The organism is Pectinatus haikarae, from assembly GCF_050916305.1.
GTDB lineage: Bacteria > Bacillota > Negativicutes > Selenomonadales > Selenomonadaceae > Pectinatus > Pectinatus haikarae.
In genome coordinates this window covers 1,557,767-1,579,989 of record NZ_CP116940.1, presented here as the reverse complement: position 1 = coordinate 1,579,989, position 22,223 = coordinate 1,557,767, and the positions used below count along the sequence as shown (strand labels likewise).

The 22,223-nt window shown below is 39.9% G+C and carries 21 protein-coding genes and 1 pseudogene; 8 read left to right on the top strand and 14 right to left on the bottom strand.

Annotated features, from left to right (window positions below):
• Positions 1-109 precede the first annotated feature (109 nt).
• From NXG61_RS07770 to ispE, 10 genes are all read right to left on the bottom strand, one after another.
• Positions 110-991 carry a CheR family methyltransferase gene (locus NXG61_RS07770; RefSeq protein ID WP_196603678.1) on the bottom strand — a complete coding sequence of 294 codons (882 nt, stop codon included), beginning with the start codon at positions 989-991 and terminating at the stop codon, positions 110-112.
• A 132-nt stretch (positions 992-1,123) separates the two neighbouring features.
• Positions 1,124-2,362 (bottom strand): radical SAM protein, encoded by a 1,239-nt coding sequence (locus NXG61_RS07765; protein ID WP_307224612.1) that lies wholly within the window; start codon positions 2,360-2,362, stop codon positions 1,124-1,126.
• The gene (pth, locus tag NXG61_RS07760; RefSeq protein WP_307224614.1) at positions 2,355-2,972 is read right to left on the bottom strand and encodes an aminoacyl-tRNA hydrolase; all 618 of its coding nucleotides are present in this window, start codon (positions 2,970-2,972) and stop codon (positions 2,355-2,357) included. The genes NXG61_RS07765 and pth overlap by 8 nt, the downstream gene beginning before the upstream one ends.
• A 52-nt stretch (positions 2,973-3,024) precedes the next feature.
• Entirely contained in the window at positions 3,025-4,464 is a 1,440-nt protein-coding gene (locus tag NXG61_RS07755) for an EAL domain-containing protein (RefSeq protein ID WP_307224616.1), read from the bottom strand.
• A complete protein-coding gene (locus tag NXG61_RS07750) occupies positions 4,401-4,796 on the bottom strand; it encodes a GGDEF domain-containing protein (RefSeq protein WP_307224618.1) in 396 nt (131 codons plus the stop codon). The genes NXG61_RS07755 and NXG61_RS07750 overlap by 64 nt, the downstream gene beginning before the upstream one ends.
• A gap of 215 nt (positions 4,797-5,011) precedes the next feature.
• Positions 5,012-5,827, bottom strand: coding sequence for an undecaprenyl-diphosphate phosphatase (locus tag NXG61_RS07745; protein ID WP_196603813.1), 816 nt, complete (start codon positions 5,825-5,827; stop codon positions 5,012-5,014).
• A gap of 194 nt (positions 5,828-6,021) precedes the next feature.
• On the bottom strand, positions 6,022-6,996 hold the full coding sequence (locus NXG61_RS07740) for a ribose-phosphate diphosphokinase (RefSeq protein WP_196603674.1): 975 nt from the start codon (positions 6,994-6,996) through the stop codon (positions 6,022-6,024).
• A gap of 76 nt (positions 6,997-7,072) precedes the next feature.
• Positions 7,073-8,440, bottom strand: coding sequence for a bifunctional UDP-N-acetylglucosamine diphosphorylase/glucosamine-1-phosphate N-acetyltransferase GlmU (gene glmU, locus NXG61_RS07735; RefSeq protein WP_307224621.1), 1,368 nt, complete (start codon positions 8,438-8,440; stop codon positions 7,073-7,075).
• Positions 8,437-9,159, bottom strand: coding sequence for a GntR family transcriptional regulator (locus tag NXG61_RS07730; RefSeq protein ID WP_196603673.1), 723 nt, complete (start codon positions 9,157-9,159; stop codon positions 8,437-8,439). The genes glmU and NXG61_RS07730 overlap by 4 nt, the downstream gene beginning before the upstream one ends.
• 12 nt (positions 9,160-9,171) lie before the next feature.
• On the bottom strand, positions 9,172-10,038 hold the full coding sequence (gene ispE / locus NXG61_RS07725) for a 4-(cytidine 5'-diphospho)-2-C-methyl-D-erythritol kinase (protein WP_307224623.1): 867 nt from the start codon (positions 10,036-10,038) through the stop codon (positions 9,172-9,174).
• A 426-nt stretch (positions 10,039-10,464) separates the two neighbouring features.
• Here ispE and NXG61_RS07720 point away from each other — a divergent pair, with 426 nt between their 5' ends.
• From NXG61_RS07720 to NXG61_RS07710, 3 genes are all read left to right on the top strand, one after another.
• Positions 10,465-12,663, top strand: a complete 2,199-nt coding sequence (locus NXG61_RS07720) for a heavy metal translocating P-type ATPase (protein WP_307224625.1) — start codon at positions 10,465-10,467, stop codon at positions 12,661-12,663.
• Between the two features lie 98 nt (positions 12,664-12,761).
• Positions 12,762-12,971 (top strand): heavy-metal-associated domain-containing protein, encoded by a 210-nt coding sequence (locus NXG61_RS07715; protein ID WP_196603670.1) that lies wholly within the window; start codon positions 12,762-12,764, stop codon positions 12,969-12,971.
• A 35-nt stretch (positions 12,972-13,006) separates the two neighbouring features.
• The gene (locus NXG61_RS07710) at positions 13,007-13,681 is read left to right on the top strand and encodes a hypothetical protein (protein WP_307224627.1); all 675 of its coding nucleotides are present in this window, start codon (positions 13,007-13,009) and stop codon (positions 13,679-13,681) included.
• A gap of 73 nt (positions 13,682-13,754) precedes the next feature.
• Here NXG61_RS07710 and dhaM read toward each other — a convergent pair whose 3' ends face one another.
• Positions 13,755-14,156 (bottom strand): dihydroxyacetone kinase phosphoryl donor subunit DhaM, encoded by a 402-nt coding sequence (dhaM, locus tag NXG61_RS07705; protein WP_196603668.1) that lies wholly within the window; start codon positions 14,154-14,156, stop codon positions 13,755-13,757.
• A 234-nt stretch (positions 14,157-14,390) separates the two neighbouring features.
• On the opposite strand from dhaM, the gene NXG61_RS07700 reads away from it, so the two are divergent.
• From NXG61_RS07700 to rpoN, 3 genes are read left to right on the top strand one after another with little or no spacing between them, the layout of a single operon-like run.
• On the top strand, positions 14,391-14,753 hold the full coding sequence (locus NXG61_RS07700) for a VOC family protein (RefSeq protein ID WP_307224629.1): 363 nt from the start codon (positions 14,391-14,393) through the stop codon (positions 14,751-14,753).
• A 35-nt stretch (positions 14,754-14,788) separates the two neighbouring features.
• Positions 14,789-16,075, top strand: a complete 1,287-nt coding sequence (locus tag NXG61_RS07695) for a hexokinase (protein ID WP_307224631.1) — start codon at positions 14,789-14,791, stop codon at positions 16,073-16,075.
• Positions 16,076-16,085: 10 nt separating this feature from the next.
• On the top strand, positions 16,086-17,450 hold the full coding sequence (gene rpoN, locus NXG61_RS07690; RefSeq protein ID WP_307224633.1) for an RNA polymerase factor sigma-54: 1,365 nt from the start codon (positions 16,086-16,088) through the stop codon (positions 17,448-17,450).
• Positions 17,451-17,497: 47 nt separating this feature from the next.
• On the opposite strand, the gene NXG61_RS07685 is transcribed toward rpoN, so the two are convergent.
• The gene (locus tag NXG61_RS07685) at positions 17,498-18,340 is read right to left on the bottom strand and encodes a methyl-accepting chemotaxis protein (protein WP_196603664.1); all 843 of its coding nucleotides are present in this window, start codon (positions 18,338-18,340) and stop codon (positions 17,498-17,500) included.
• A 330-nt stretch (positions 18,341-18,670) separates the two neighbouring features.
• Here NXG61_RS07685 and NXG61_RS07680 point away from each other — a divergent pair, with 330 nt between their 5' ends.
• Both NXG61_RS07680 and NXG61_RS07675 read left to right on the top strand, forming a co-directional pair.
• The gene (locus tag NXG61_RS07680; protein WP_307224635.1) at positions 18,671-18,877 is read left to right on the top strand and encodes a hypothetical protein; all 207 of its coding nucleotides are present in this window, start codon (positions 18,671-18,673) and stop codon (positions 18,875-18,877) included.
• Positions 18,878-18,931: 54 nt separating this feature from the next.
• Positions 18,932-19,276, top strand: a pseudogene (locus NXG61_RS07675) (phospholipase D-like domain-containing protein); the annotation flags it as partial.
• Between the two features lie 9 nt (positions 19,277-19,285).
• Here the strand turns inward: NXG61_RS07675 and NXG61_RS07670 are convergent.
• Complete coding sequence (locus tag NXG61_RS07670) at positions 19,286-19,834, bottom strand: phosphatase PAP2 family protein (RefSeq protein WP_307224706.1); 549 nt, start codon at positions 19,832-19,834, stop codon at positions 19,286-19,288.
• 417 nt (positions 19,835-20,251) lie between these two features.
• Positions 20,252-22,039, bottom strand: coding sequence for a hypothetical protein (locus NXG61_RS07665; RefSeq protein WP_307224637.1), 1,788 nt, complete (start codon positions 22,037-22,039; stop codon positions 20,252-20,254).
• Between the last annotated feature and the right edge of the window lie 184 nt (positions 22,040-22,223).

Sequence of the window (22,223 nt, the reverse complement as noted above, 5' to 3'; positions counted from 1 at the left end):
TAAGAACCCTTTTTTCACCAGGCAATCTGTCTCCTGATCTTATTATAACATAAACTTAGGAAATATCGGTCAATCTGAGGAAGGTAAGATAAGCCTGTTCTTACAATGGTTACAATGGCCTTCTATAAAAAAACGGCCTGTGATTTTCATATCCCATATCACGGTAATTCAGTACAGCTTCTGTTCCGCCGACGAATAAAATTCCTCCCGGTTTCAATGCCTTGAAGAATTCTTTATAAAGTTTGTCTTTAGCTTCCTCTGTAAAGTAAATAACAACATTGCGGCACAAAATAAGATCAAAACCTGTTTCAAAAGAATCCTTCAAAAGATTATGCCGCCGAAATTCAATCTTTGCCTTTATCGTCGGACTGACAGCATATCTGCCATCATCCGTTTTTGTGAAATATTTTTGCTTGCGTCCGAGCGAAATAGCTTTCAGTTCATTATCCGAATATACTCCGTCTTTAGCTTTAGCAAGAATATCTACATCCAAATCAGAGGCCAAAATCCGATGACGCGCCCCCGGTGTTTTTTCATCCAGGATCATTGCGATAGAATATGGTTCTGCACCTATAGAACACCCTGCGCTCCATATATTAAGTTTCGTGTTTTTTTGCAGCAGCTCAGGGATAATAACAGATTCCAATTCAGAAAATTTTTCCGGTGTGCGAAAAAATTCAGATACGTTTATCGTAAGGTATTCTATAAAAGAAGCAAACTCATCCTTGTCTTTGACAGCAAAATCAAAATACGATGAAAAAGTAGAATAGCCTTTACGCGTAACGAGATTATTGATGCGGCGTTTCATCTGTGCTTCTTTATATAAATCAAGATCAATTCCGGTCTTGCTTTTCAGCTTTTGTTTAAAAGCGATCCAATCACGTTCATCCACTTGACTGATCCCTCCTTCTAGATTATTTTTTAAAGTATATATCGGCACGCCCCATGTTTCATCGATCTGCAGTGCCTGTTCCCTCTTTTTCGCATCCATGCGTTTTCATCCTCACACTATACATTATAAAACTAATGTAATTTTATCATAAAACATCTGTGAAGGATAGAATGATGCTCCTATTTTGAGGAATTTTTTTAAAGGATAGCTGAATCGTTACACCAATAGCGCCTATTTATTCTGATAATGGCTGAAGCTGCCAATGGATACAGCAGAGAATTCGCCTTTCAGTCCGCCAAAAAACATTTTTGTTCCCAAGGCCGGGGAAAATTCAGGCATTATTTGCGCAAATACATCCGGGTCTATATTTAAATTTCGCACCTGAATCATATCAACAGAAACACTGCGCAAAAATTTGCGCCATGCGGCAGCCTCGGTCTTACTGTCATTAAAGCCCGGAAAATAAAGCATGTTAAGCGATACATATACATTTTTTTTCTTTGCATACCTGATAGAGTCAATAACATCTTCCAATTCATAATTACAGCGATAATAAGCTTTATAATTTTCCGATACGGCACTTATTATACTGACACGCATACTGTTAAGTCCCGCATCCGCAAGTCTGGCAATGCCGTCTGTAAAACCGGCGTTAGTATTTATATTTATCTGGCCTTTATCCGTGCGTGCTCTTATCATTTTCAGGGCAGGAACTATATTATCCGCTGCCAATGACGGCTCACCCTCACAGCCTTGTCCGAAACTTACTATGGCATCAGCTGCTCTGGAAAGATGATAGCTTCCTATTTGTGCAATTTCATCAGGCGACGGACTAAAATCAATACGGCTTTGCGGTGACGGACAGCATTCTGCCGCCTGCAGTGATATGCAGCCCAGACAGGCCGCATTGCAGACAGGCGACACCGGTATACCGGCTTCCCATCTTCCGTAAAAAAGATTCTGTGCCGTACAGCAATGCCATTGCAGTGAACAATTTGCCAAATGCTCCACCAAACGATTGCCGGGAACATCACGCTTGACTTTATTTATCAATTCCGGCAGATTATCCGTATTATAACGTGCGGGATCCCATTTACTATTTTCATCAGTATAAATTGCGGCCGCGTACATTTCATCCTTATACAATGCCACCGCCGTATAACCATATAGGGGAAGTGTCTGCGCAGCCTCAGTTTTCTGGAAAGCAGGCATATAAATTCTTGTATAACCCGCCGGTAGAAGTGCTGCCACTGCCTGCCCTGATACGGGGAGAAGTTCACCGTCTTTTTCTCCCACCGGCATCCGATCCGGCAGATACATCAGGTCGGCACTTTCCGGCAGAGGTATCAGATCTTCCCTTCTGAGCGGTATATTTTGATTACCGCTCCTGCCTGCGGCACTTACACCCGGTGCATCGAAAATTTCACCTTCCTCGTCAGCGTACAGAAGTGTTATTTTCGTTTTACTCATCACATTTTGCCTCACTCAAAGCATTCCTTACAGTTTTTTTCTTTTCCTTGCGCGGATTATATTTGTTCATTGCCTTATCAACAGACTCCGTAATTATACATTCAACAGCAGGAATCAGTGTATCAAAGGCCTTTTCCACAGCATTTTGATCTTCGTCTGAAAATTTTGAAAGAACATGATCATTCACTTTCCAATTCGGCAAAGGGCGCCCTATACCTATCCGGACATGAATAAATTCACTGCTTTTTATACACGATATTATCGATTTTATTCCGTTATGGCCGCCGGAGCTTCCTTTTACCCTTATTCTGATCATCCCCGCAGGCAAATCCATATCATCGTGAACGACAATAAGATCTGCCGGAGATATTTTATACCAGTTGAGTGCCGGTGCAATTGCATTTCCGCTCAGATTCATATAAGTCATCGGTTTCAGCAAAAGCACTTTTTCCGCTCCGATCATCGCTGTTGCCAGACTACCATTGAATCTTTCCTGCCAAACGCCTGCCGATAATTTTTTGGCTAACGCATCTATAAACATAAACCCTACATTGTGTTTCGTTTTTTCATATTCTTTGCCCGGATTACCAAGCCCGGCTATTATTTTCACCGTATTACTCCTCCTGCATGACGGTTTCTCAGCCGCTGCCAAATCATATAATTTAATCGTTGTCAAAAAATTTCCCCATTGATTCAGTCACATCAAAAATAGACATATAGAAAAAACTGCGCCTGTAAAGTTCCGCGACCGTAAACAGCCTTATTTTAAACCAATATCTGCTTTTATCCCTTTTTTCCAAAGCGGCTATCATATCTACCGGCACATTTTCCAATAAAACCTTTTTCATATTCTGCTTTATTTTTTCCTGTGTTCTTTTATCCAAAAAATGGATTATATCAGTTTCAGCATTCTTCCCCAGACCTTTATCCTGTATTATGCGCCCATATTCTTCATTCGTCTGTTGAAGATGCAATTTATCATCTTTGTAAGAATAAATGGCTAATGCTCCCATTATTTTTTCCAGCAGCTGACTGCCAAGAACGTTTTCTTGTATCAGTGCGCTTATATCTATTGGCATATAATTATCATCAGACAAATAATTATTTATAGCATAATCAATGCTTTTCGGATTGCCTATAAGCTCTTCAAAAGCGCTTTGTTCCATAGGCCGATGGTAAAAAAATCCCTGTGCATAAGTACAGCCGATCTTACGCAGAAAATCCACCTGTTCCTGCTTTTCGACGCCTTCCGTTATGATGATCATATTAAGCCAGCGCCCCATATAGACCACTGCCTGGATAATGTCCTTGCCTTTTTTATTTTCTGTTTCCAAAAAGCGCATATCAAGTTTTAATATATTCGCTTTTATATCCTTTAATATATTCAAAGATGAATATCCGCTGCCAAAATCATCTATCAATACTATAAATCCATAATCCATGAGCTTAGCCGATAAATTTATTATCTCCTCAGATTTATCGATATAAGCACTTTCTGTGATCTCCAACTCCAATAGCTGCGGATTTACCGCATACTTTTCCACCAATCCTGTCAATACCAAATAGACATCCATATTAGTTATATCTGTGCGTGAAATATTAACAGATATAGGTACTACATTTTCGCCTGAAGCTATACGTGTTTTCAGCCATTGCACTGTTTTTTCCCATATGTGGGTATCAAGTTTTTCTATAAAACCGTTTTTTTCAAACAGCGGAATAAACACCCCCGGCATAATCATTCCCTTTTTAGGATGCCACCAGCGGACAAGTACCTCCGCTCCTGCGATTTTTCCATTGTTCATATTGCATTTAGGCTGAAAATACAGTTTGAATTCACCGTCACTGAGAGCCTGCTCTGCAATCCCCAGCAATTCCTGCTCCTCAAGCATTTTCCCTCTTACACTGTCATTGAAAACAGCCACATGCTGAAAGTAATTCCGTTTTATTGAACGTAAAGCGAAAATAGCCCAATCGCACAGAAAGCTGACCGCTGTATTTTTCTCGGCAGGACAAATACCGATGGCCGGAACAAGTTTCATCGGCAAGGGTGCTTCAGCAAAAATCGCAAAAATATTTTTTGTTGTCTTTCTTCCAAACATACAGCAAATATATCACCGCTTATACGGCCGATAACAGCCTCACCTTCTAAACTGTTTTTCAAATGTCCTGCTAAATAATGCAGGATTTCATCACCGATTTTATTGCCATATAAGGCATTAATAAAGCTGAATTTTTCTATATCTATACAAATTATTATATAGTTAACTCTTTTTTGCAGCAGCTCTGCCGTTTTTCTGTAAAAAGTACTCTTGTTATAGATCTGCGTCAATACATCATTTTCTTTGTGATATTCTAATTGTTTCTTATGATATTCTAATTGTTCTTTGAGTGCTTTTATTTGCGAACAAAGATCTGTTTCCTCGTCTGGCATTTCCTATACTCCTTCCTTTTAAAAGCTCTTTGCAACGCATTCATGCCCAAGTTTTTATTTATAGGCGCAGTATCTATGACAAACGTCTGCCGCAGATGTACTGCAAAAGCAGCATTAGGCAAAACGGACAGCTATCGACTGCATAATTTGCCGGCAGATAAAAAAAATAAAAATCTCCATTCAACAGTTGAAAGTGCTTCTTACCTCTACATATTTCAGCCGATTAAAATAAAATATGCGAAAACAATTACTCCTAAAATGATTCGGTACCAGCCAAAAGCTTTAAAATCATTTTTCTTTATATACCGCAGCAAAAATTTTATGGAGGCGATGGAAACAACGAAAGCAACTGCCATTCCCACAAGTAAGATAACAACCTCTTCCAATGAATAGTTCAGTCCGAATTTTACCATCTTTAATAGACTGGCACCAAACATAACAGGGATAGCCAGAAAAAAAGTGAATTCAGCGGCTATATAACGTGAAGCACCGAAAATAATCCCGCCCAGTATAGTGGCACCTGATCGTGACGTCCCGGGGACCAGTGCCAGCACCTGAAAAACACCGATGATAAATGCGGTCTTATAATCAAGTTCTTCCAGAGTATTTATACGCGGCTGTCTATTTTTATTGCAATTTTCCACTGCTATGAACAAGATTCCGTAAAGAATAAGTGTAAAAGCCACCACATGAGAATTCATAAAATGCGCTTCCATATAATTATTAAAAAGCAGTCCGACGACACTTGCCGGTATACATGCAAAAATCACTTTCAGCCACAGAGAAATCGTCTGCGTTTTTTCAATTGCAGTTTTACTGGCGGCAAGCGGATTGAGTTTTTTAAAATTAAGGACAACAACTGCCATGATGGCTCCAAGCTGAATGACCACCAGAAACATATCCATAAACTTAGGATCTACCGGCATTTTTATAAATTCATTGACAAGAATCATATGACCTGTACTGCTTATTGGCAGCCATTCGGTAAGACCCTCAACAACTCCTAAAAGGATTGCTTCCATTATTATCATAAAGTCCAAAGTTTTCCGTTCCTCCTCACAAATTTCAAGCCTATGGAGCAGTGCTTTATTCTCCAGACGATCTGCTGAAATTTGCATAATAATCACTGCAGTTCAAATGCCGCAGGATGTTTTTCCTACTGCACTTTTCAAAAAGGGCCTTTCCTAAAGGAAAGGCCTGAAAATCAGTACATATAACACATTTATCAAACCTTTGTCTGAACAGCATCAGCCATATCAAACAACTTACTTACAGAGGTTTGTGTATAAATGCGTGCGATAGCTTCCCCAATTGCCGGTGCCATAGACAATGATATTATCTTGCTGGAATGCTTGTCTTTTGGCAGCGGTATAGTGTTAGTGATAACCAACTCATCTATAGGTGAATCATCAATGCGCTGAATAGCAGGATCACTCAAAATTCCGTGTGTACAGCAGGCATGGATCGATTTTACTCCCCGCTGTTTCAAAGCTTTAGCTCCTTCGCACAAAGAGCCTGCTGTATCGACTATATCGTCAATTATTATAGCATTTTTATCTTTTACCTCACCGATCAGACTCATGACTTCGGCTTTTCCCGGCATTGGCCGCCTCTTTTCGATAATGGCAATAGGTGCACCCAGTCTGTCGGCAAGGCTGCGGGCGCGTGTTACACCACCCAAGTCCGGTGAGACAACTACAATATCAGAAAGATTTTTTCCGTGGACATATTTTGCAAGTACCGGTGCCGCCGCCAGATGATCAACAGGAATATCAAAAAAGCCTTGAATTTGTCCCGCATGCAGATCGACAGTAACCACTCTGTTGACACCCGCAGTCGTCATAAGATCAGCAACCAGTTTTGCGGAAATAGGTTCACGTCCACGCGTTTTTCTGTCTTGACGGGCATAAGCATAATATGGCACTACCGCCGTAATATTGCGTGCTGATGCTCTTTTACAGGCATCGACCATTATGAGCAGTTCCATAAGGCTGTCATTTACGGGCTGACTGGTCGGCTGAATAATAAACACGTCCTTGCCGCGTATGCTTTCGCTGATCATAACCTGTGTTTCACCATTGTTAAAATGCCCAACAAACGCATGGCATAACTCGACACCAATATAATCGACTACCTCTTGTGCCAGCTGCGGATTGGCATTACCGGTAAGAATACATAGTTTGTCTGTGTCCAAAATCATTAATTTTCCTCCTGCAATTCATATGCATAAATAATTTTTTTATTATAAAAGGACATATTGTCCTTTATAAACATTTCTATTCTCTTTTATCCCGCCATTTAGCAATATTAGTCTGACGTGCTCTGCCTACGGCAAGTTCTCCCGCCGGCACATCTTTCGTAATGGTAGAGCCGGCACCTATATAGGAACCCTTTCCTACTTTAACCGGAGCCACCAGATTGGAATTACAGCCGACAAAAGCATTATCCTCTATGGTTGTTCTGTATTTTTTCTTACCGTCATAATTTACAGTGATACAGCCGCAGCCCATATTTACACCTGTTCCAATATCACTGTCGCCGATATAACTCAAATGGGGCAGCTTTGTTCCTTCTCCAATATTGGAATTCTTGACTTCTACAAAATTACCGATATGTGCTCTGTCAGCAATCTTTGTATTTGGCCGCAAATGCACATACGGTCCCATCGTAACATCCGCCCCGATCTCGCATTGATGTGCATAAGTAAAAGATATCACAGAACCGCTTCCTATGCTGGTATCACAAAAACGGCTGCATGGCCCTATTTCACATTCAGCACCGACTACAGAATCTCCTTCTATCCATGTCGAAGGATATATTATCGTGTCCCGGCCAATTTTGACGTCGCTGTCTACGTAGGTAGTGTCAGGATCCATTATTGTAACACCATCTGCCATAAGCTGTCTATTTTTCCTCTGGTGCAATATTTTTTCGGCCTGAGATAGCTGTTCGCGCGAATTTATTCCCAACGTGGCTTTATAGCTTTCAGCGGCAACAGCCGTTACTTTCTTCCCTTCTGCATGAATTATTTCCAAAACATCCGGCAGATAATATTCGCCCTGGGCATTATCGTGTCCGACTTTGCACAATGCAGCGAAAAGTTCCCCTGCATTAAAGCAGTAAATTCCCGTGTTCACTTCAGTCACTGCTTTTTCCGCAATGCTTGCATCTTTGTGTTCAACAATCTTTTTAAACTCTCCGCCAAAAGTCCGGATTATACGACCATAGCCTGTAGGATCAGGCATAACAGCCGTCAGTACAGAAGCCTGTGCTTCTTCTTTCTGGTGCATTTCATAAAAATTACGCAGGATCTTAGCCGTAAGCAGGGGCGTATCGCCGCACAATACCATTACCGTATCATTTTTGTCGATCATTGGTTCTGCCTGACGCACAGCATGTCCTGTTCCCAGCTGTTCCTCCTGAACAACTATCCGCACGCTGTCTCCCACAGCCTGTTCTACTTTTTCACGCCCGAAACCGACAACAACGACGTTATTTTTGGCGCCTGCACCGTTTGCCGCATCAATGACATGCTGCAGCATTGTTTTCCCGCCCACTCGATGCAGCACCTTGGGTAAAGACGAATTCATCCGCGTTCCCTTACCGGCTGCCAGTATTATAGTAGAAAATTTTTCTGCGCTCAATTGTTTTCACTTTCTCCTTCTATATTTTCCATATCCTGTTTTATATCTTTCATACTCTTCAGCAGTGTCTGTTCTGATTTTTCCATATGCTTTTCCGCTGCCTTCTGAGCATCCATGACATTCCCCTGCGCAATAGTATCCACGATACGTCTGTGCTCCTCAAGCGTTTCACGCAGCCGCCCCGGATAGGACATCGATTTTGTACGAAAACTGGTGAGCTGTTCACGCAAATTGGATATTATACCTACCAATCGATTATTGCGGCTTGCTTTATAAAGTAAATCATGAAATTTGGTATCCACTTCAACAATTTTATTCATATCGTTTTCTTCAATATATTCGCCGATTTGAACCAAAAGCCGCTGCAATTCTTCCAGCTCGTCCTCTGAAATTCTTTCCGCAGCCAAACCGCTGGCCAGTGAATCGAGCGCCGTGCGTATTTCAAAAACCTCATTGACATCACGAATGGACAAATTGGCCACATAAGTGCCTCGGCGCGGCATCATTATCACATAGCCTTCCAGCTCCAGCTTTCTGATAGCCTCACGCACCGGTGTACGACTGACGCCAAGCTGCTCAGCCAGGTGTATTTCCATAAGACGCTGACCCGGTTTTAATATTCCGGTCCGTATAGCATTTCTTAAGGTTTCAAAAACAACCTCACGCAGCGGCTGATAGCTGTCCAGCTTTATCGGCATGAGCTTCTTGCTGTTTCCCATAACAACTTCCCCCTATTTATCCGCACTCGCCGGTACTGCCTCATATACTTCCAACTCTTCATACTCACGGCGCATTTTAACTGCAATGCGTCGTGCGGCTGCCGCATCCCCGCATACAGCAAAAATACTTGGCCCGCTGCCCGACATCAAAGCTGCTTTGGCACCATACAAGCAAAGCTTTTCTTTGTAAACCGCCAGCTGCGGATAGGTTCCAATAGTGACGCTTTCAAGAACATTACCCAGTGAACCGCAAATTCCATCAAGATTTTTTTTAGCCAATTCCCCCATCATCAGATTGCTGTCCGGATGTTTTTTTACCAGCTGCTCCCTGTAATTTTTATACACCCATGCTGTAGATATTCCCAGTTTCGGCTTTATAAGAACAAACGCACAGTTTGGCAGTGATGCTGTCGGAGAAATCTTTTCACCTCTGCCTTTAGCCAGCATTGTCCCTCCGACTACACAAAAGGGAACATCTGATCCCAGCTCAGCTGCCAATACACAAAGTTCCCTCGCCGACAGAGCAAGATCAAAAAGATCGTTCATACCGCGCAGCACAGCCGCTGCATCAGTACTTCCGCCGGCTAGTCCTGCCGCCACAGGAATATTTTTTTCCAGAGATATTTTCACGCCACAGCTTATATTATAAGTACGTAAAAATAATTCGGCAGCTTTATAAATCAAATTATCTTTTTTATCTGACACGCCTTCTACAACACAATCAAGTATTATATCGCAAATATCAATTTTTTCAATTGTGAGTTTATCACTAAGATTTATTGACTGCATGATCATTTCAACCTCATGATAACCATCATCTCTTCTGCCGAGAATATCAAGTGTCAGATTGATTTTCCCATTTGCTGTAATTGTAATCAAAATTTTCCACTCATCCTATGATAAAATCCCTTTTCAGGCAAAACTTATTCTCCATCGAAATACATTGTTTTTCCATGCAACTATGCACATGTATATGCTTCCTATGAAAGAAAATACAATAAGATTGTAACAATTTTTTATTCAAACAGCAATAGTTTGAGTCTTTCTTCTTGACATTATTGGTAATAAATCGCATAATTGAGGTGAAATTAATAATTTAATTTATTAAATTTATTGTTCATAATTATGTTAAATTTATAAATTCAGAATAATAGTATTCTATTATTCCCCAAGTTCAGATACAGTTGTTTTATCCGGGGATAAAAGCTTATTTATCAGTGGTTTCGTTAAATTTTGCATTTTTCGCCATATGCTTCAAAATTTATCGAAACCACTGATTTTATTATAATCGAAGGAGCTATTTCCATGTCTCTGCATACCATCTCACTGGTCGATATAAGCAATGATGCCACGGCAGATCAATTTACAGCTATTATACAATCTGTCATCGGCGCGAAAATAATAGCATTCGACGCATCTGTTCCTGCCCTGATTGTCAGTTGTTCAGACAATGATCTTGCCGCTGTCGTAGAGCTTCTGCAAAATTCCGGATATTGTGTAGGCGCTCTGCCCAGAGTTCGTTTTTATACTATCAAATATCCGCTGCAAATATTGCTGATTTCTATAACAGCTTTACTTTTTCTAATATATCTGAACCTTGCACAGGCTGCAGCATTGCCTCTGCCTGTGATCATAGATCCCGTTCATGATCAGGGTGCATTTATTACTGCCCGTTTTTTCATTATCATATTTATTATGCTGATCAATATCCAATATTTTTTCGGCAGCACGAAAGGCCCCGCCGGTCTTTTAAGTCCTGACCTATTGATATGTACCGGTATCATAATAGTATTTTTACTTGGTCTATATGAAACTATTCCTGTATTCATGGGCATAAACCCCTCTGCCGGCAATTTCTACGGGGAAACATCGTGCCTCATCATTGTTCTTGCAACTGCTCTTAAAGTATGTGAAACCAGCCATATAGAAAGGTTAACTGATTCTTTGCGCCAAGATGCTGATTTTCCTGCCTCTGCTGCTGTACTTGATCTTGATACTGACGAAGAAAAACAAGTTTCTTCATCTCACCTGCAGCCGGATGATATTGTAACGATTAAAACAGGACAGACGATTCCCGCCGATGGGGAGATTTCCTGGGGAGAGGGCAGTGTTGATGAATCGAAGCTTACCGGCAGTTTTGACCTTATTGATAAAGCTCCCGGTGATAAAGTATTCCTTGGAACGATAAACACAAAGGGGACTTTTCATTATCGCGTATCGGCAGCTGTGAACGAGTCCGTATTGCTGCAGCTTACAAAATTGCAAAAAACAGCTGCAAATATGAATACGGATATCGAACATACTACAATAAAAATAGTGAGAGCATCTGCTGTTTTTACTATTTTTTCCAGTCTTTTTGCTGCTGCTCTGGCTATTTACATAAAAGAATCACCTGCATTTATCTTTTCTGTTCTTGCATCAATTCTAGTTGCGGGCTATCCACCGTCTGTCATCAGCTCTGCACGCATCCCTTTTTTATCGGCTGCAAGGCAATGGTATACCTGTGGCATCTTTTTCAAAAATATAAGAATCATTGAACAGATATATCATATAGACACCGTCATACTTGGCAAAACAGGCATACTTACCGAAGGGATGCCTGCTGTTGCTGCTCTGCAGGCAGAAGGCATAACTCCCAAAGTTCTGTTATCTCTCGCGGCAAGCACAGAAAAAGATCTCAAACACACGCTGTCTAAAGCATTACTCGCCTCATCCGTAAAAAATCAGGCTCATCTTCAAAGGATATCTTCCTCACAGTTGATAGAAGGCAGCGGCGCAGAAGCGCTTGTCAACGGAGATATAGTCCGTGTAGGCAAAGCTTCATGGCTAAAGGAAGAAGGCATCAATATCAGCAATGAACTTCAAATGAAGGGGTTTCAAATTTCCAAGGAGGGAAGCACTCCTATTTATATTGCTTTAAGAAAATACTGTCACGGTGTTTTGACAATGACGGATTCTATAAAATATGGCAGTAAGACAGCTCTTGCCCATCTGCACAACATGAAAATAAATACAATGCTTTTCACCGGTGATAATAAAAATACCGCCAAATATATCGCGGACCAGCTGTCTATAACTCAATATAAAGCTGAGCTGCTCCCAGATGATAAGGCACAGGAAATTGAACTGCTGCATACACACGGACTTACTGTAGCTGCCGTTGGCAATGCCGACAATGATTTACCGATGCTGAGGGCAGCAGATATAGGGATATTCCTAGACCACAATGTAAATCCAGCCGCAGTTTCCGCTGCTGACATAATATACCCAGGCGGCAGCTTGCAGCGTGTAGCTGAAACAATCAAATTTTGCAGATATATGATGAAGCATATACATTGTAAACTTATTTGTGTTGCTGTTTTCTTTTTTCTGGTGCTTGCCAGCATATTTATTTTTCCTTATTATTTGGGTTCAGCTGAATTCTTTCCTGCTGCTGCCGCCACTGCCATGACTTTGCTGGGATTCTTAGTAATCAAAATCCCTCTTTTCCTGCATAAGCTTTAAGTTACTCACATCCACAGATGATTTATTTTTCAATATCCAACGGACTGATCCTGCCCGTTAGAATAACTACTTTATCATTATTTCAGGAGGTCTTTATTATGTTGAAAATCTATATTGACGGTATGATGTGTGAACACTGCATATCCTATATCAAAGCAGCCTTGGGTGATCTTGAAGGAATGCATGAAATACGAGAAATAAGTCTGAAAGATAAGTATGCGCTCGTCAGCTGCAGTACTGATGAAGATATTTTGCGTAATGCTATCAAAGATGAAGGATATAGCGTTACTAAAATAGAACAGTGTTAGTAATACAAAATTTTCAGCAAAGGGATTTTATTTTCATGAAAAAGATATTATTGTTTCTGTTTCTTGTCCTGTTTTATGTTCCTACGAGTGCACATGCCGAAATTCGCCAGACAGAAAGCGGCAATGTCGTTGCCAGAGAAAGTGCTTTCACCTATATGCAGGCTCCGGAGCCGCTGTCCGATGCAGCATCAGCCGGTACGAATAAACCATCTTCAGTTAAGCCTGAAAATATTTTTTCTGTTTACGTAAAAACAACACGTTTTTATAATCGCAGTAAAACACATTATCGTTTACTCAGAGAATTGTCTCTTACCTCTCATACTGAGTCTGTTGATTTATTATTTGATAAAGATCAATTGCCCAAAATAGAATATACCAAGGACGGTTCAACTAAAACGCTGCCCCTGAAAAAAGTCACTTATACCAATTCTTATTTCATGTCATTTAAAGTTACGCCTGATTTATTAACTCCGCTTTATGATGCCGACAAAGTGGAAGTAGTATTTCCAGAAATAGTGAACGGCAGCAATGTGGGCTATACCAAAGACAAGAAGGGTAATAAAAAACCACATTACCAAAAAAAAGACTTAAAGAAGGATTCTATATTAACTGAGCAGCGTTATGAACTTCCCAAAAACCTTATAGCCGAATGGCAGCTTGTATTATCTTCCGATTTAACTCCTGGTACTGTCGAAGATACTCTCCAATAGAAATGTATTCCTGTACCTGACATTTCGTACAGAAAATAAATTAAAAAGAATCATGCGTTATGCATGATTCTTTTTAATTTATTTTCTGTATTTTTGATATATCTTTAACTTTGGCTGCTACTTCCAGGATTTTTTCCATAGAACTGCCTAGTGATGCCTCCACTGCCGCTATGACAGCCCCTTCCAAAACAGGTGCATCCGCTATGCAGATTTCCTTTTCATGCAATTTTCTTCTGTTCTTTATCATATCTGCACAAATTATCGCACTGCCCAAATCGACAAATAAAATCACGCCGTGCCCTTCATCAACCGCTTCGATAGCACGTTCTACCTTATCAAGATCTATTCCTAAACATCCGTCATCACAGCCCCCCGTTGCCGCAATCGGCTGCCCCGGTTTTCCCATTTCGACAGCTATTTCTCTGATGCCTTCTGCTGCCTTCAGACTATGTGACACTATCACAATTCCTACCATCTACATCCATCCTTATCCGATAAAATGCAAAACTTAGAATTTTTTAAACAGTATTCCGTATCCTCTATCGGCGCAATACATTTTTCTTTATTATACCACAGTCAGCTTCTACATAAAGCATATTTTTGCTTTTATCACTTTATATGTGTATATATCGCTCAGACAGCAAAATCGATTGTTAATATATATTTAATCTGCTAAAATAATATATATTAATATCAGGAGGCTGACATCATGAATTTTAAATTTACCCACAATAATATCAATGTCTTTGATTTAAAAAAATCAATAGCTTTTTATGAAGCAGCGCTCGGACTCAAGGAAGTGCACCGCAAAGAAACTCCCAATTTTACACTTATATACTTAGGTGACGGAAAAAGCACACACGAACTGGAATTGACATGGCTTAAAGATCGCAAAGAAAAATATAATCTGGGGGACAATGAAGTACATCTCGCTTTCACTGTGGATAATTTTGACGAAGCACATAAAATGCATGAAGAAATGGGCTGTATCTGCTATGAAAATAAAGGAATGGGCATCTATTTCATAAGCGATCCTGACGGCTACTGGCTGGAAATTCTTCCCATAAGATAAACGGCAGTAAGTTATCATAAAATGGAAAAGAGAGCATGACGATGAAACACAGCTATTTTATGCAGGCAATCAATGAATTTGACATACCGGGAACTGCTCTGGCACAGGCAGCAGCTTGTGTTCGTTACGATATTGAGCAAGGTTTATCCGGTAATCCCAGCTCTTTAAAAATGCTTAGATCTTATATAGGTCTTCCCACCGGCAATGAAACGGGTGAGTATCTGGCGCTGGATTTTGGCGGTACAAATTTGCGTGCTGCCTTAGTGCATTTAGATGGCAATGGTAATTTCAAAATCAGCAAAAAAGTTGCTAAACCATTAAAGTTTTCCGGTCTGTATGATTTTATCGGTTCCGGTTCCAAGGGCAGTGAGCTTTTTGACTTTATTGCATCTGTCATCGACGAAGCGATCGACGGCGATCGAAAGAAAAAATACTATCTTGGCCACACATTTTCCTTTCCCTCAAGGCAGACAAATATATATAACGCCAGCTTGATGACCTGGACAAAGGAATTTGCCACCAGAGATGTCGAGGGAAAAATAGTCAATGATCTTCTTAAAGAGGCACTGCAGAGACAGAATATCGGCAATGTGGAACCTGTTGCAGTAATAAATGATACAGTAGCCGTACTTCTATCGGCAGCCTATAAATCTGCAGACACTTATATAGGCTCTATCTATGCTACAGGGCATAATACATGTTATTTTGAAAGAAGCACTGATTCAATTCCATCACCTATGATCTTAAATCTTGAAATAGGCAATTTTGATAAATTGTCTGTTAATAAATATGACAGCCATCTTGCCGCTGCCTCAGAATATCCTTATCAGCAGCGCTTGGAAAAAATGGTATCCGGGCGCTATCTTGGTAAATTATTTTCCTACTGTGTTCAGGATATATATGATATGCATACATTACCTGCCTTCATCAGTGAGGACCTTTCTTTTGTTCTGAATGTTTCTGATACAGATTTTTCTCCTGTAGTAAAACTTTTCAAAGCCCGCTCCAATATTGATCTTTCTTTGGAAGATGCCCTATTTATCCAAAAACTGGCTGCATCTATAGTAAATCGTTCAGCCCGCCTCACCGCCGCGACCTATTGCGGTATTTTATGGCACATATTTCCAGATACACTTCCGCCGCACAAAATAGTCATAGATGGTTCACTTTTTGAAAAAATGCCCGGCGTAGAAGGCAGCATGTATAAAGCTCTCAATGAAGTGCTCGGTGCTGATGCTGCCGGGATCACTTTAGCGGCAGAAAACGGCGGCTCCATTTTGGGTGCAGCTATAGCAGCGGCTATGAGCAAAAAAAGACAATGAGGACAGCGAAATGAAACAAGATCTGAGTCTCAGCATAAAACAAAAAATGATCATGACGCCGAGAATGCAGCAGGCCGTAAAAATTCTTCAAATGTCTTCGCAGGAACTTCATGAGACCATTGAACAGGAATACAATGAAAATCCTACTTTGGAATTTGCAGAACCTGCCCCTGATATTTCTGCCGACACTCCCGAAAAACTCAATGCCGAGGATATTAAAAAATTAGCTGAATTTCTTGAAGGCGGCAGCACTGCCCATCACACCGCAGCATCCGGTGAAGGCTATGATTTCAAAAGATTGCCGGCGCCCTGCAAAGACCTTGCCGATAATCTTTATGAACAAGCCGGTATGACTTTCAGCAGCGAGCAGGAACATCGCATCGCTGATTATATCATAGGCTGCATCGATGAAAAAGGCTATCTTACAATTTCTGCGGAAGAAATAGCAGCTCTCACCAAAACAGAACTGCAGTCGGTAAAAAACATTCTCAGTATCATTCAAACCTTTGAACCAGCCGGCATAGGCGCCCGTGATCTGTCAGAATGTCTGCGTCTTCAAGCCTGCAGCCTTGGTCTTTATAATGGTCTTGTAGCTGTTATCATCGACAAGTATCTTCACAATCTTGCCAAAAATCAGTTGAAATTAATAGCTGAAAAAGAAAACTGCCCCATTATCGACGTGCAAAATGCCGCTGATACAATAAAACAGTTCGATCCTAAACCGGGTGCAGCATACGGCAATGAAGAAATAGAACATATAATCCCCGATGTTACTGTCCGAAAAATTGATGATAAATATATCATTTTTGTAAATGAATACACCGTTCCCAGTCTGCGTATCAGTGATCTTTACCGCAATACACACAGTATGGACAAACAAACAAAAAAATATGTTGAGCAGCGTGTCAACTCAGCTATATGGCTGATAAACAGCATAGAGCAGCGCAGACAAACCCTTTATAATGTGGCCTCCCAGATCGTTTTCCATCAGAAAACCTTTTTTGACAAGGGTTCCTCTTATCTGCGTCCTCTGTCTATGAAAACGATAGCAGAAATATTAAATATACATGAGTCTACGGTAAGCCGGGCCATAGCCAATAAATATATGGAAACACCGCACGGCATTATAGGCATAAGAAAATTTTTTACTGCTAACGTCGTATCTAAACCCACCGGTGAAGAAATTATAGCCATACAAATAAAACAGCTTATAAAAGACTTTATTAATAACGAAGACATTACCAAACCATTGAGCGATCAGAAAATATGTGACTTACTGAAAAAACAAGGTATAGATATATCTCGCCGAACAGTTATGAAATATCGTGAACAGCTTGGTTATCAGTCATCTCCCAGCAGAAAACAATATAAATAAAAACAATGCCGGATAAACACATCCGGCATTGTTTTTATTTATTGAGGTCATTTATAGCTTTCCATAAAACCATCCAAATCATCCGCTGCTTTTGTAATATGACCAAGAGTGGCCGTTATCTCCTCTGTTGAGGCAGCCTGCTCTTCACTGATCGCCGCTACCGTTTCTATCGACTTGAATATCTCAGCCACTGCATGATTCATTTCTTCCAGAATAGAATTAATCTGCTCAGTCGCAGTCTTGGACTGATCAGCAAGCTTACGTACTTCCTCGGCAACAACAGCAAAACCTCTGCCATGCTCACCGGCTCTTGCCGCTTCTATAGCTGCATTCAATCCGAGCAAATTTGTCTGCTGTGCAATATTATTGATAAACTCAATAACTTTTGCGGTTTCACCGCTTTTTCTCTTCAGATTGGTTGCCTCTGTTATCGAACCCTGCCCTGATTTTGCCAGCTCACTGGCACTGTTTGCCACCTGTTCTATTGATTGATAGGCCACCTGCGCGGACTTGGCCACATCCTGAACAGCTTTCAGCAGTTCAACATTTGACTTCATATCTATGCCGCTACTGACTGTGCCGATTACTTTATTATCAATTCCGTAAATCGGAGAAAAAATTGCTCTTATTGGCACACCATACACATGTTCTTCCGTATCTTCCTCTACGATTGATCTGCTGTTTATACTCTTCTCAATAGCTGTTGTGATTGGTTTTCCCGGTTCAATATCTATGTCAAATTTTTTGCCTTTTTCATAGCTTATATATTTTTCATGATCGGTAAGCGCCACGACCAAATCTTCACGAACAATATTTTTAATATATGGCATAACCACTTTAAATGCATTCAAAATATCTTCATTTGTCTTTATATTTTCCGGATAATTCATTACGATTTGACATCCTCTCTACACAAGTCCCTTATCAATACACAAACTGCTGAATAACACAATTATCGTCTCTTGATTGTAATTTATTCATACAAAAAAGTCAATTTTTTATATTTTTAATACGAAATGATTCTTTTTTTCTCCTTTCATGCATATCCCTAAAAAAGTTATTTTATTCACAAACAAGCGTCATGTGGCTTACTCTTATCAAATCTATTTAAAATGGCATAAAATAGGGCTTTGTGGTATAGCGATATGTATTAAGAGTATGCATTAATACGCATGTTTATGTATTTATTTTTGACGAATTTTTGACGGAAGAAACCAACAATGAAAAGAATAACTGTATCAATCTCAGCTATCATTATCTTTGCCGCTGGATTTATGCTTGGCTGCAACAACAGCAGTAAATCAGCAGCTATTAACAATGTTGAAGCACAATCGGCGCTCCCTGCAGCTATAAATCATCCAAACACAGTGAACGCTGCTAGGAAGTTGCATTCAGTCCCGGCGGCGGAGCGACGGATACCGTCGTAAAAACCATAGGAGAAGCCAAAAGTAGTATTCGGGTACAAGCTATATTCGTTTACCTCTGCACCGATCGCAAAGGCACTTGTGAATGCGCAGAAGCGCGATATAAATGTCAGAATTATTCTGGATAAATCGCAGGAAACTGAAAAATATTCTTCAGCTAAATTTTTCGCAGATAATAAAATCCCACTGAAGATTGATCATGATTTCCAGATTGCGCACAGCAAGATCATGATTATCGACGATATCAACATTGTCACCGACTCATTTAATTTTACTAAATCGGCTGAAAGTAAAAATGCCGAAAATATTTTGGTAATCAGGGGCAATAAAGACCTGGCTGGATACTATGTGCAAAATTGGCAATGGCGGAATATCAAGGAAAATAAAAGTAAGCCAAGTTAGTCACCGGGCTTACTTTTTTCTCTTAAGAAATAATTTTCCTGATAGATACCACGCAGCTGCTCCCGCGGAGATTCCTAAAAAAGCTCCAGCCAGCACATCGCTTGGGTAATGCATAAAAAGGTATACCCGTGAAAATGCTATGCCAACGGCCAACACAATCATCAGTAAAATCCAGCGGTTTCTTATTCCTCTGACCATAGCGAATGCAGCTGCAAAAGATGAAAATGCATGTGCTGAGGGGAAAGAATAATTATTAGCCGCGGGCATATGAAGGTGTAAGGGTACCCACGGATAATCAATGCAGGGCTTTGATCGCATAACAGTATGTTTCAGTAAATCATCACCGATAATCAAACTAAAAAACAATGCAATGAAAACAGCTATTCCCGTACGCCGGTATTTTCTTATACAGAACAGGATAACCCCAAAAAAAATCCATATTTTTCCTGCATTACCCGACCAAGATAAGCTTTTCATAAAAGGCGTAATCGTACCACTAACCAGATTATTTTGTATCCAGAATATTATATTATGATCTAAAGCCATGAGCCATTCCATTATTATCACTTATCCTATTGCTATTAAATTTTGTATATTATAACATACATTGCTGGGGTACGTCGGTAAAAGTTGTAAATCGGCAGGAAAATTCCTACCGATTTACTTTGAATTTCTAAGTTTTTTCCAATTTGTTACCAGTGACTAACGGATAAATGTTGATATATCAAGCTTTTGTTGACTGCTTATAATTGCTGTTACTCCCTGATTGCTCCCCAAATTTTGAGGTTGATTACTGAAAATATGAGGATAGAAAAATGCCGCTGATTTTGTAGCTACTATACAGTATCAGCGGTATTTGCTCTATACTATTTGGTTGATTGCTTACCCAAAATAGCGTATCAGTAAATTCAAAAATAGAGACAGATACATTTTTGTTTAATTAACCCTATTGTGATTACATAGAGCTTAGATGTATTATTTTTGAATATCTGTTGGTGCAGTATCCTTCAATTTCTTTCTAACTGAATCTGACGTCCAACCTTCTGCATATATATCACTGGCGCCATCTGGCGTAAACTGTGCAGAATTTAGATGTGCTGTACCAGAACCAATTTTAACTTTCCCGTCAGAATCGCGGCCAAGCCACTTATTTTTAAGCTGTGCAATCTTGCCCCGTCTTAATTCTGTTTTTCTATTTTGTGCAAAAAGCCAAGTAAAAGGATAATCCAATTGATATCCATACTTCCACGTTGACATATGGTTACCTCGTGTAAATGTTACCCAATTTATGCCTGTTCCAGGACTATTATTCTGATGCTGTGTCAGATTTTTTTCTCTCTCATTCTGTTTTTCAAGACTTAAATATGGATCCCATTCATCATAAGCAATTTTAACACCAGCCGCTGCATAATAATCAGATAATGCACGCCATTCACCAATTCCCATAGGATCATCAGCACAAGTAGATACCAAAATATTATCATCTGAAATCATGTAATACCAGTTCTGATAATTTTCTTTGTCCAGACCAAAGCCGTTAAAACTAATAGTATCATTTTCCGGCGAACGAGCTGGTGCTCCATTATTTTGAAATGGTTTGTCATAACTATTAGACCACTGGGCACCTACCAATGCAAGACCTGCAAAGAAATTATCTCGTTGCGCAGCCATATTAAGGAGCAACATGCCACCCATGGATTGTCCCGTACCATAAATACGATTTGTATCAATATAGCCTTTATATTTCTCTAAAATATGATCGAGTAGCTCCCATACAGCAGTATTTGCTTCACTGGAAGCCACAACATCATTAGTCGAACGCCGATTATTTTCAATTTGTGGTACAACGATGATAGCTGGATTTTTGGACTGAACAGTGGCTTCTGATAATTTTACGGCTGCCTTAGAGGAAGTTATAGCTGCCATAGGATCCATATCATTTGCACCAGCATGTTCCATGTGTACGACTAATGAAATATGCCCCTTATAATTATTTAATGTTGCCTCATCCGGTACATAGATAGAATACGGTAATTCAAAGTCTTCATATTTCCCCGTATATTCGCTATAGCAATGTGTCGCCTTAAATGCATTCTGTCCTATGTAGTGTATTGTCCATCCACTTTCTGGACCGAATTCCGGTAAAATTATATGAGATTTATCAGTTGTTATTACAGCCCGCATTCTACCCTGATCGTCCTGCTTTTGTGTCATTGTGTAATTTTTAAATTCCTGTTTACTGTCGGTTATCAATCCTTTTTCTCCAGTAATATCATTTTTTTGCACGACTCCAGCCATCATAGAAGTAGTATACGGTAAATTTTGCCCTTTAAGCATATATGTATTATTAAGTTCAATGATAGCATAACGTCCATATTTTGTACCTCCAGTCTTAGATGGTGCTGGCGCATTATTCACATAGACCTTAGTAATTTGACCTTCATTGCCCTGTATATCATCACCATCACGTTCAATAGACTGATCAAATCCATACTCTTGTTCTTGCATTGTAACATAATCATTAATTTTAAACGTATCCTTATGAACTGTTGCCGCATCAATAGATTGATTGTATTCTACGATAATAGCAGAGGGTTTAGCACCTTCAAGATCCACAAATCCATAGGTGTTCACACCAATAATCGCATCATCGGCTGATATGTTAATCGGAGATATAGCCGCATGACTAAGGTTAGGTGTAAAAAAGGTTAAGAGTATTGCTGGAAATATCTTTAAGAGTATCTTTTTTATTTCATTTTTCATGTTCCTCTTCCTTTTCGACTAAGTTATAATCAATTACATTATATTTACTGTTCACTGTAAAATGATATTGAATAATTAGAAAAAAGCTTATAATGATTTTTTCTCAAAAAAATAATCATTACTACACAACCATGTCTATAAAATTTACTACCAAAAATTAAAACCTCGCACTGGATTTTATACC

Bases quoted from the DNA above. Each gene is read 5' to 3' on its own strand.
- NXG61_RS07695 (WP_307224631.1), top strand. From the start codon at position 14,789: ATGACGATGAAACACAGCTATTTTATGCAGGCAATCAATGAATTTGAC.
- NXG61_RS07710 (WP_307224627.1), top strand. From the start codon at position 13,007: ATGAAAAAGATATTATTGTTTCTGTTTCTTGTCCTGTTTTATGTTCCT.
- dhaM (WP_196603668.1), bottom strand. From the start codon at position 14,156: ATGGTAGGAATTGTGATAGTGTCACATAGTCTGAAGGCAGCAGAAGGC.
- NXG61_RS07755 (WP_307224616.1), bottom strand. From the start codon at position 4,464: ATGTTTGGAAGAAAGACAACAAAAAATATTTTTGCGATTTTTGCTGAA.
- NXG61_RS07730 (WP_196603673.1), bottom strand. From the start codon at position 9,159: ATGGGAAACAGCAAGAAGCTCATGCCGATAAAGCTGGACAGCTATCAG.
- NXG61_RS07770 (WP_196603678.1), bottom strand. From the start codon at position 991: ATGGATGCGAAAAAGAGGGAACAGGCACTGCAGATCGATGAAACATGG.
- NXG61_RS07765 (WP_307224612.1), bottom strand. From the start codon at position 2,362: ATGAGTAAAACGAAAATAACACTTCTGTACGCTGACGAGGAAGGTGAA.
- NXG61_RS07715 (WP_196603670.1), top strand. From the start codon at position 12,762: ATGTTGAAAATCTATATTGACGGTATGATGTGTGAACACTGCATATCC.
- NXG61_RS07665 (WP_307224637.1), bottom strand. From the start codon at position 22,039: ATGAAAAATGAAATAAAAAAGATACTCTTAAAGATATTTCCAGCAATA.
- NXG61_RS07740 (WP_196603674.1), bottom strand. From the start codon at position 6,996: ATGATTTTGGACACAGACAAACTATGTATTCTTACCGGTAATGCCAAT.
- rpoN (WP_307224633.1), top strand. From the start codon at position 16,086: ATGAAACAAGATCTGAGTCTCAGCATAAAACAAAAAATGATCATGACG.
- NXG61_RS07750 (WP_307224618.1), bottom strand. From the start codon at position 4,796: ATGCCAGACGAGGAAACAGATCTTTGTTCGCAAATAAAAGCACTCAAA.
- NXG61_RS07680 (WP_307224635.1), top strand. From the start codon at position 18,671: ATGAAAAGAATAACTGTATCAATCTCAGCTATCATTATCTTTGCCGCT.
- NXG61_RS07700 (WP_307224629.1), top strand. From the start codon at position 14,391: ATGAATTTTAAATTTACCCACAATAATATCAATGTCTTTGATTTAAAA.
- NXG61_RS07745 (WP_196603813.1), bottom strand. From the start codon at position 5,827: ATGATAATAATGGAAGCAATCCTTTTAGGAGTTGTTGAGGGTCTTACC.
- NXG61_RS07670 (WP_307224706.1), bottom strand. From the start codon at position 19,834: ATGGAATGGCTCATGGCTTTAGATCATAATATAATATTCTGGATACAA.
- NXG61_RS07720 (WP_307224625.1), top strand. From the start codon at position 10,465: ATGTCTCTGCATACCATCTCACTGGTCGATATAAGCAATGATGCCACG.
- NXG61_RS07685 (WP_196603664.1), bottom strand. From the start codon at position 18,340: ATGAATTATCCGGAAAATATAAAGACAAATGAAGATATTTTGAATGCA.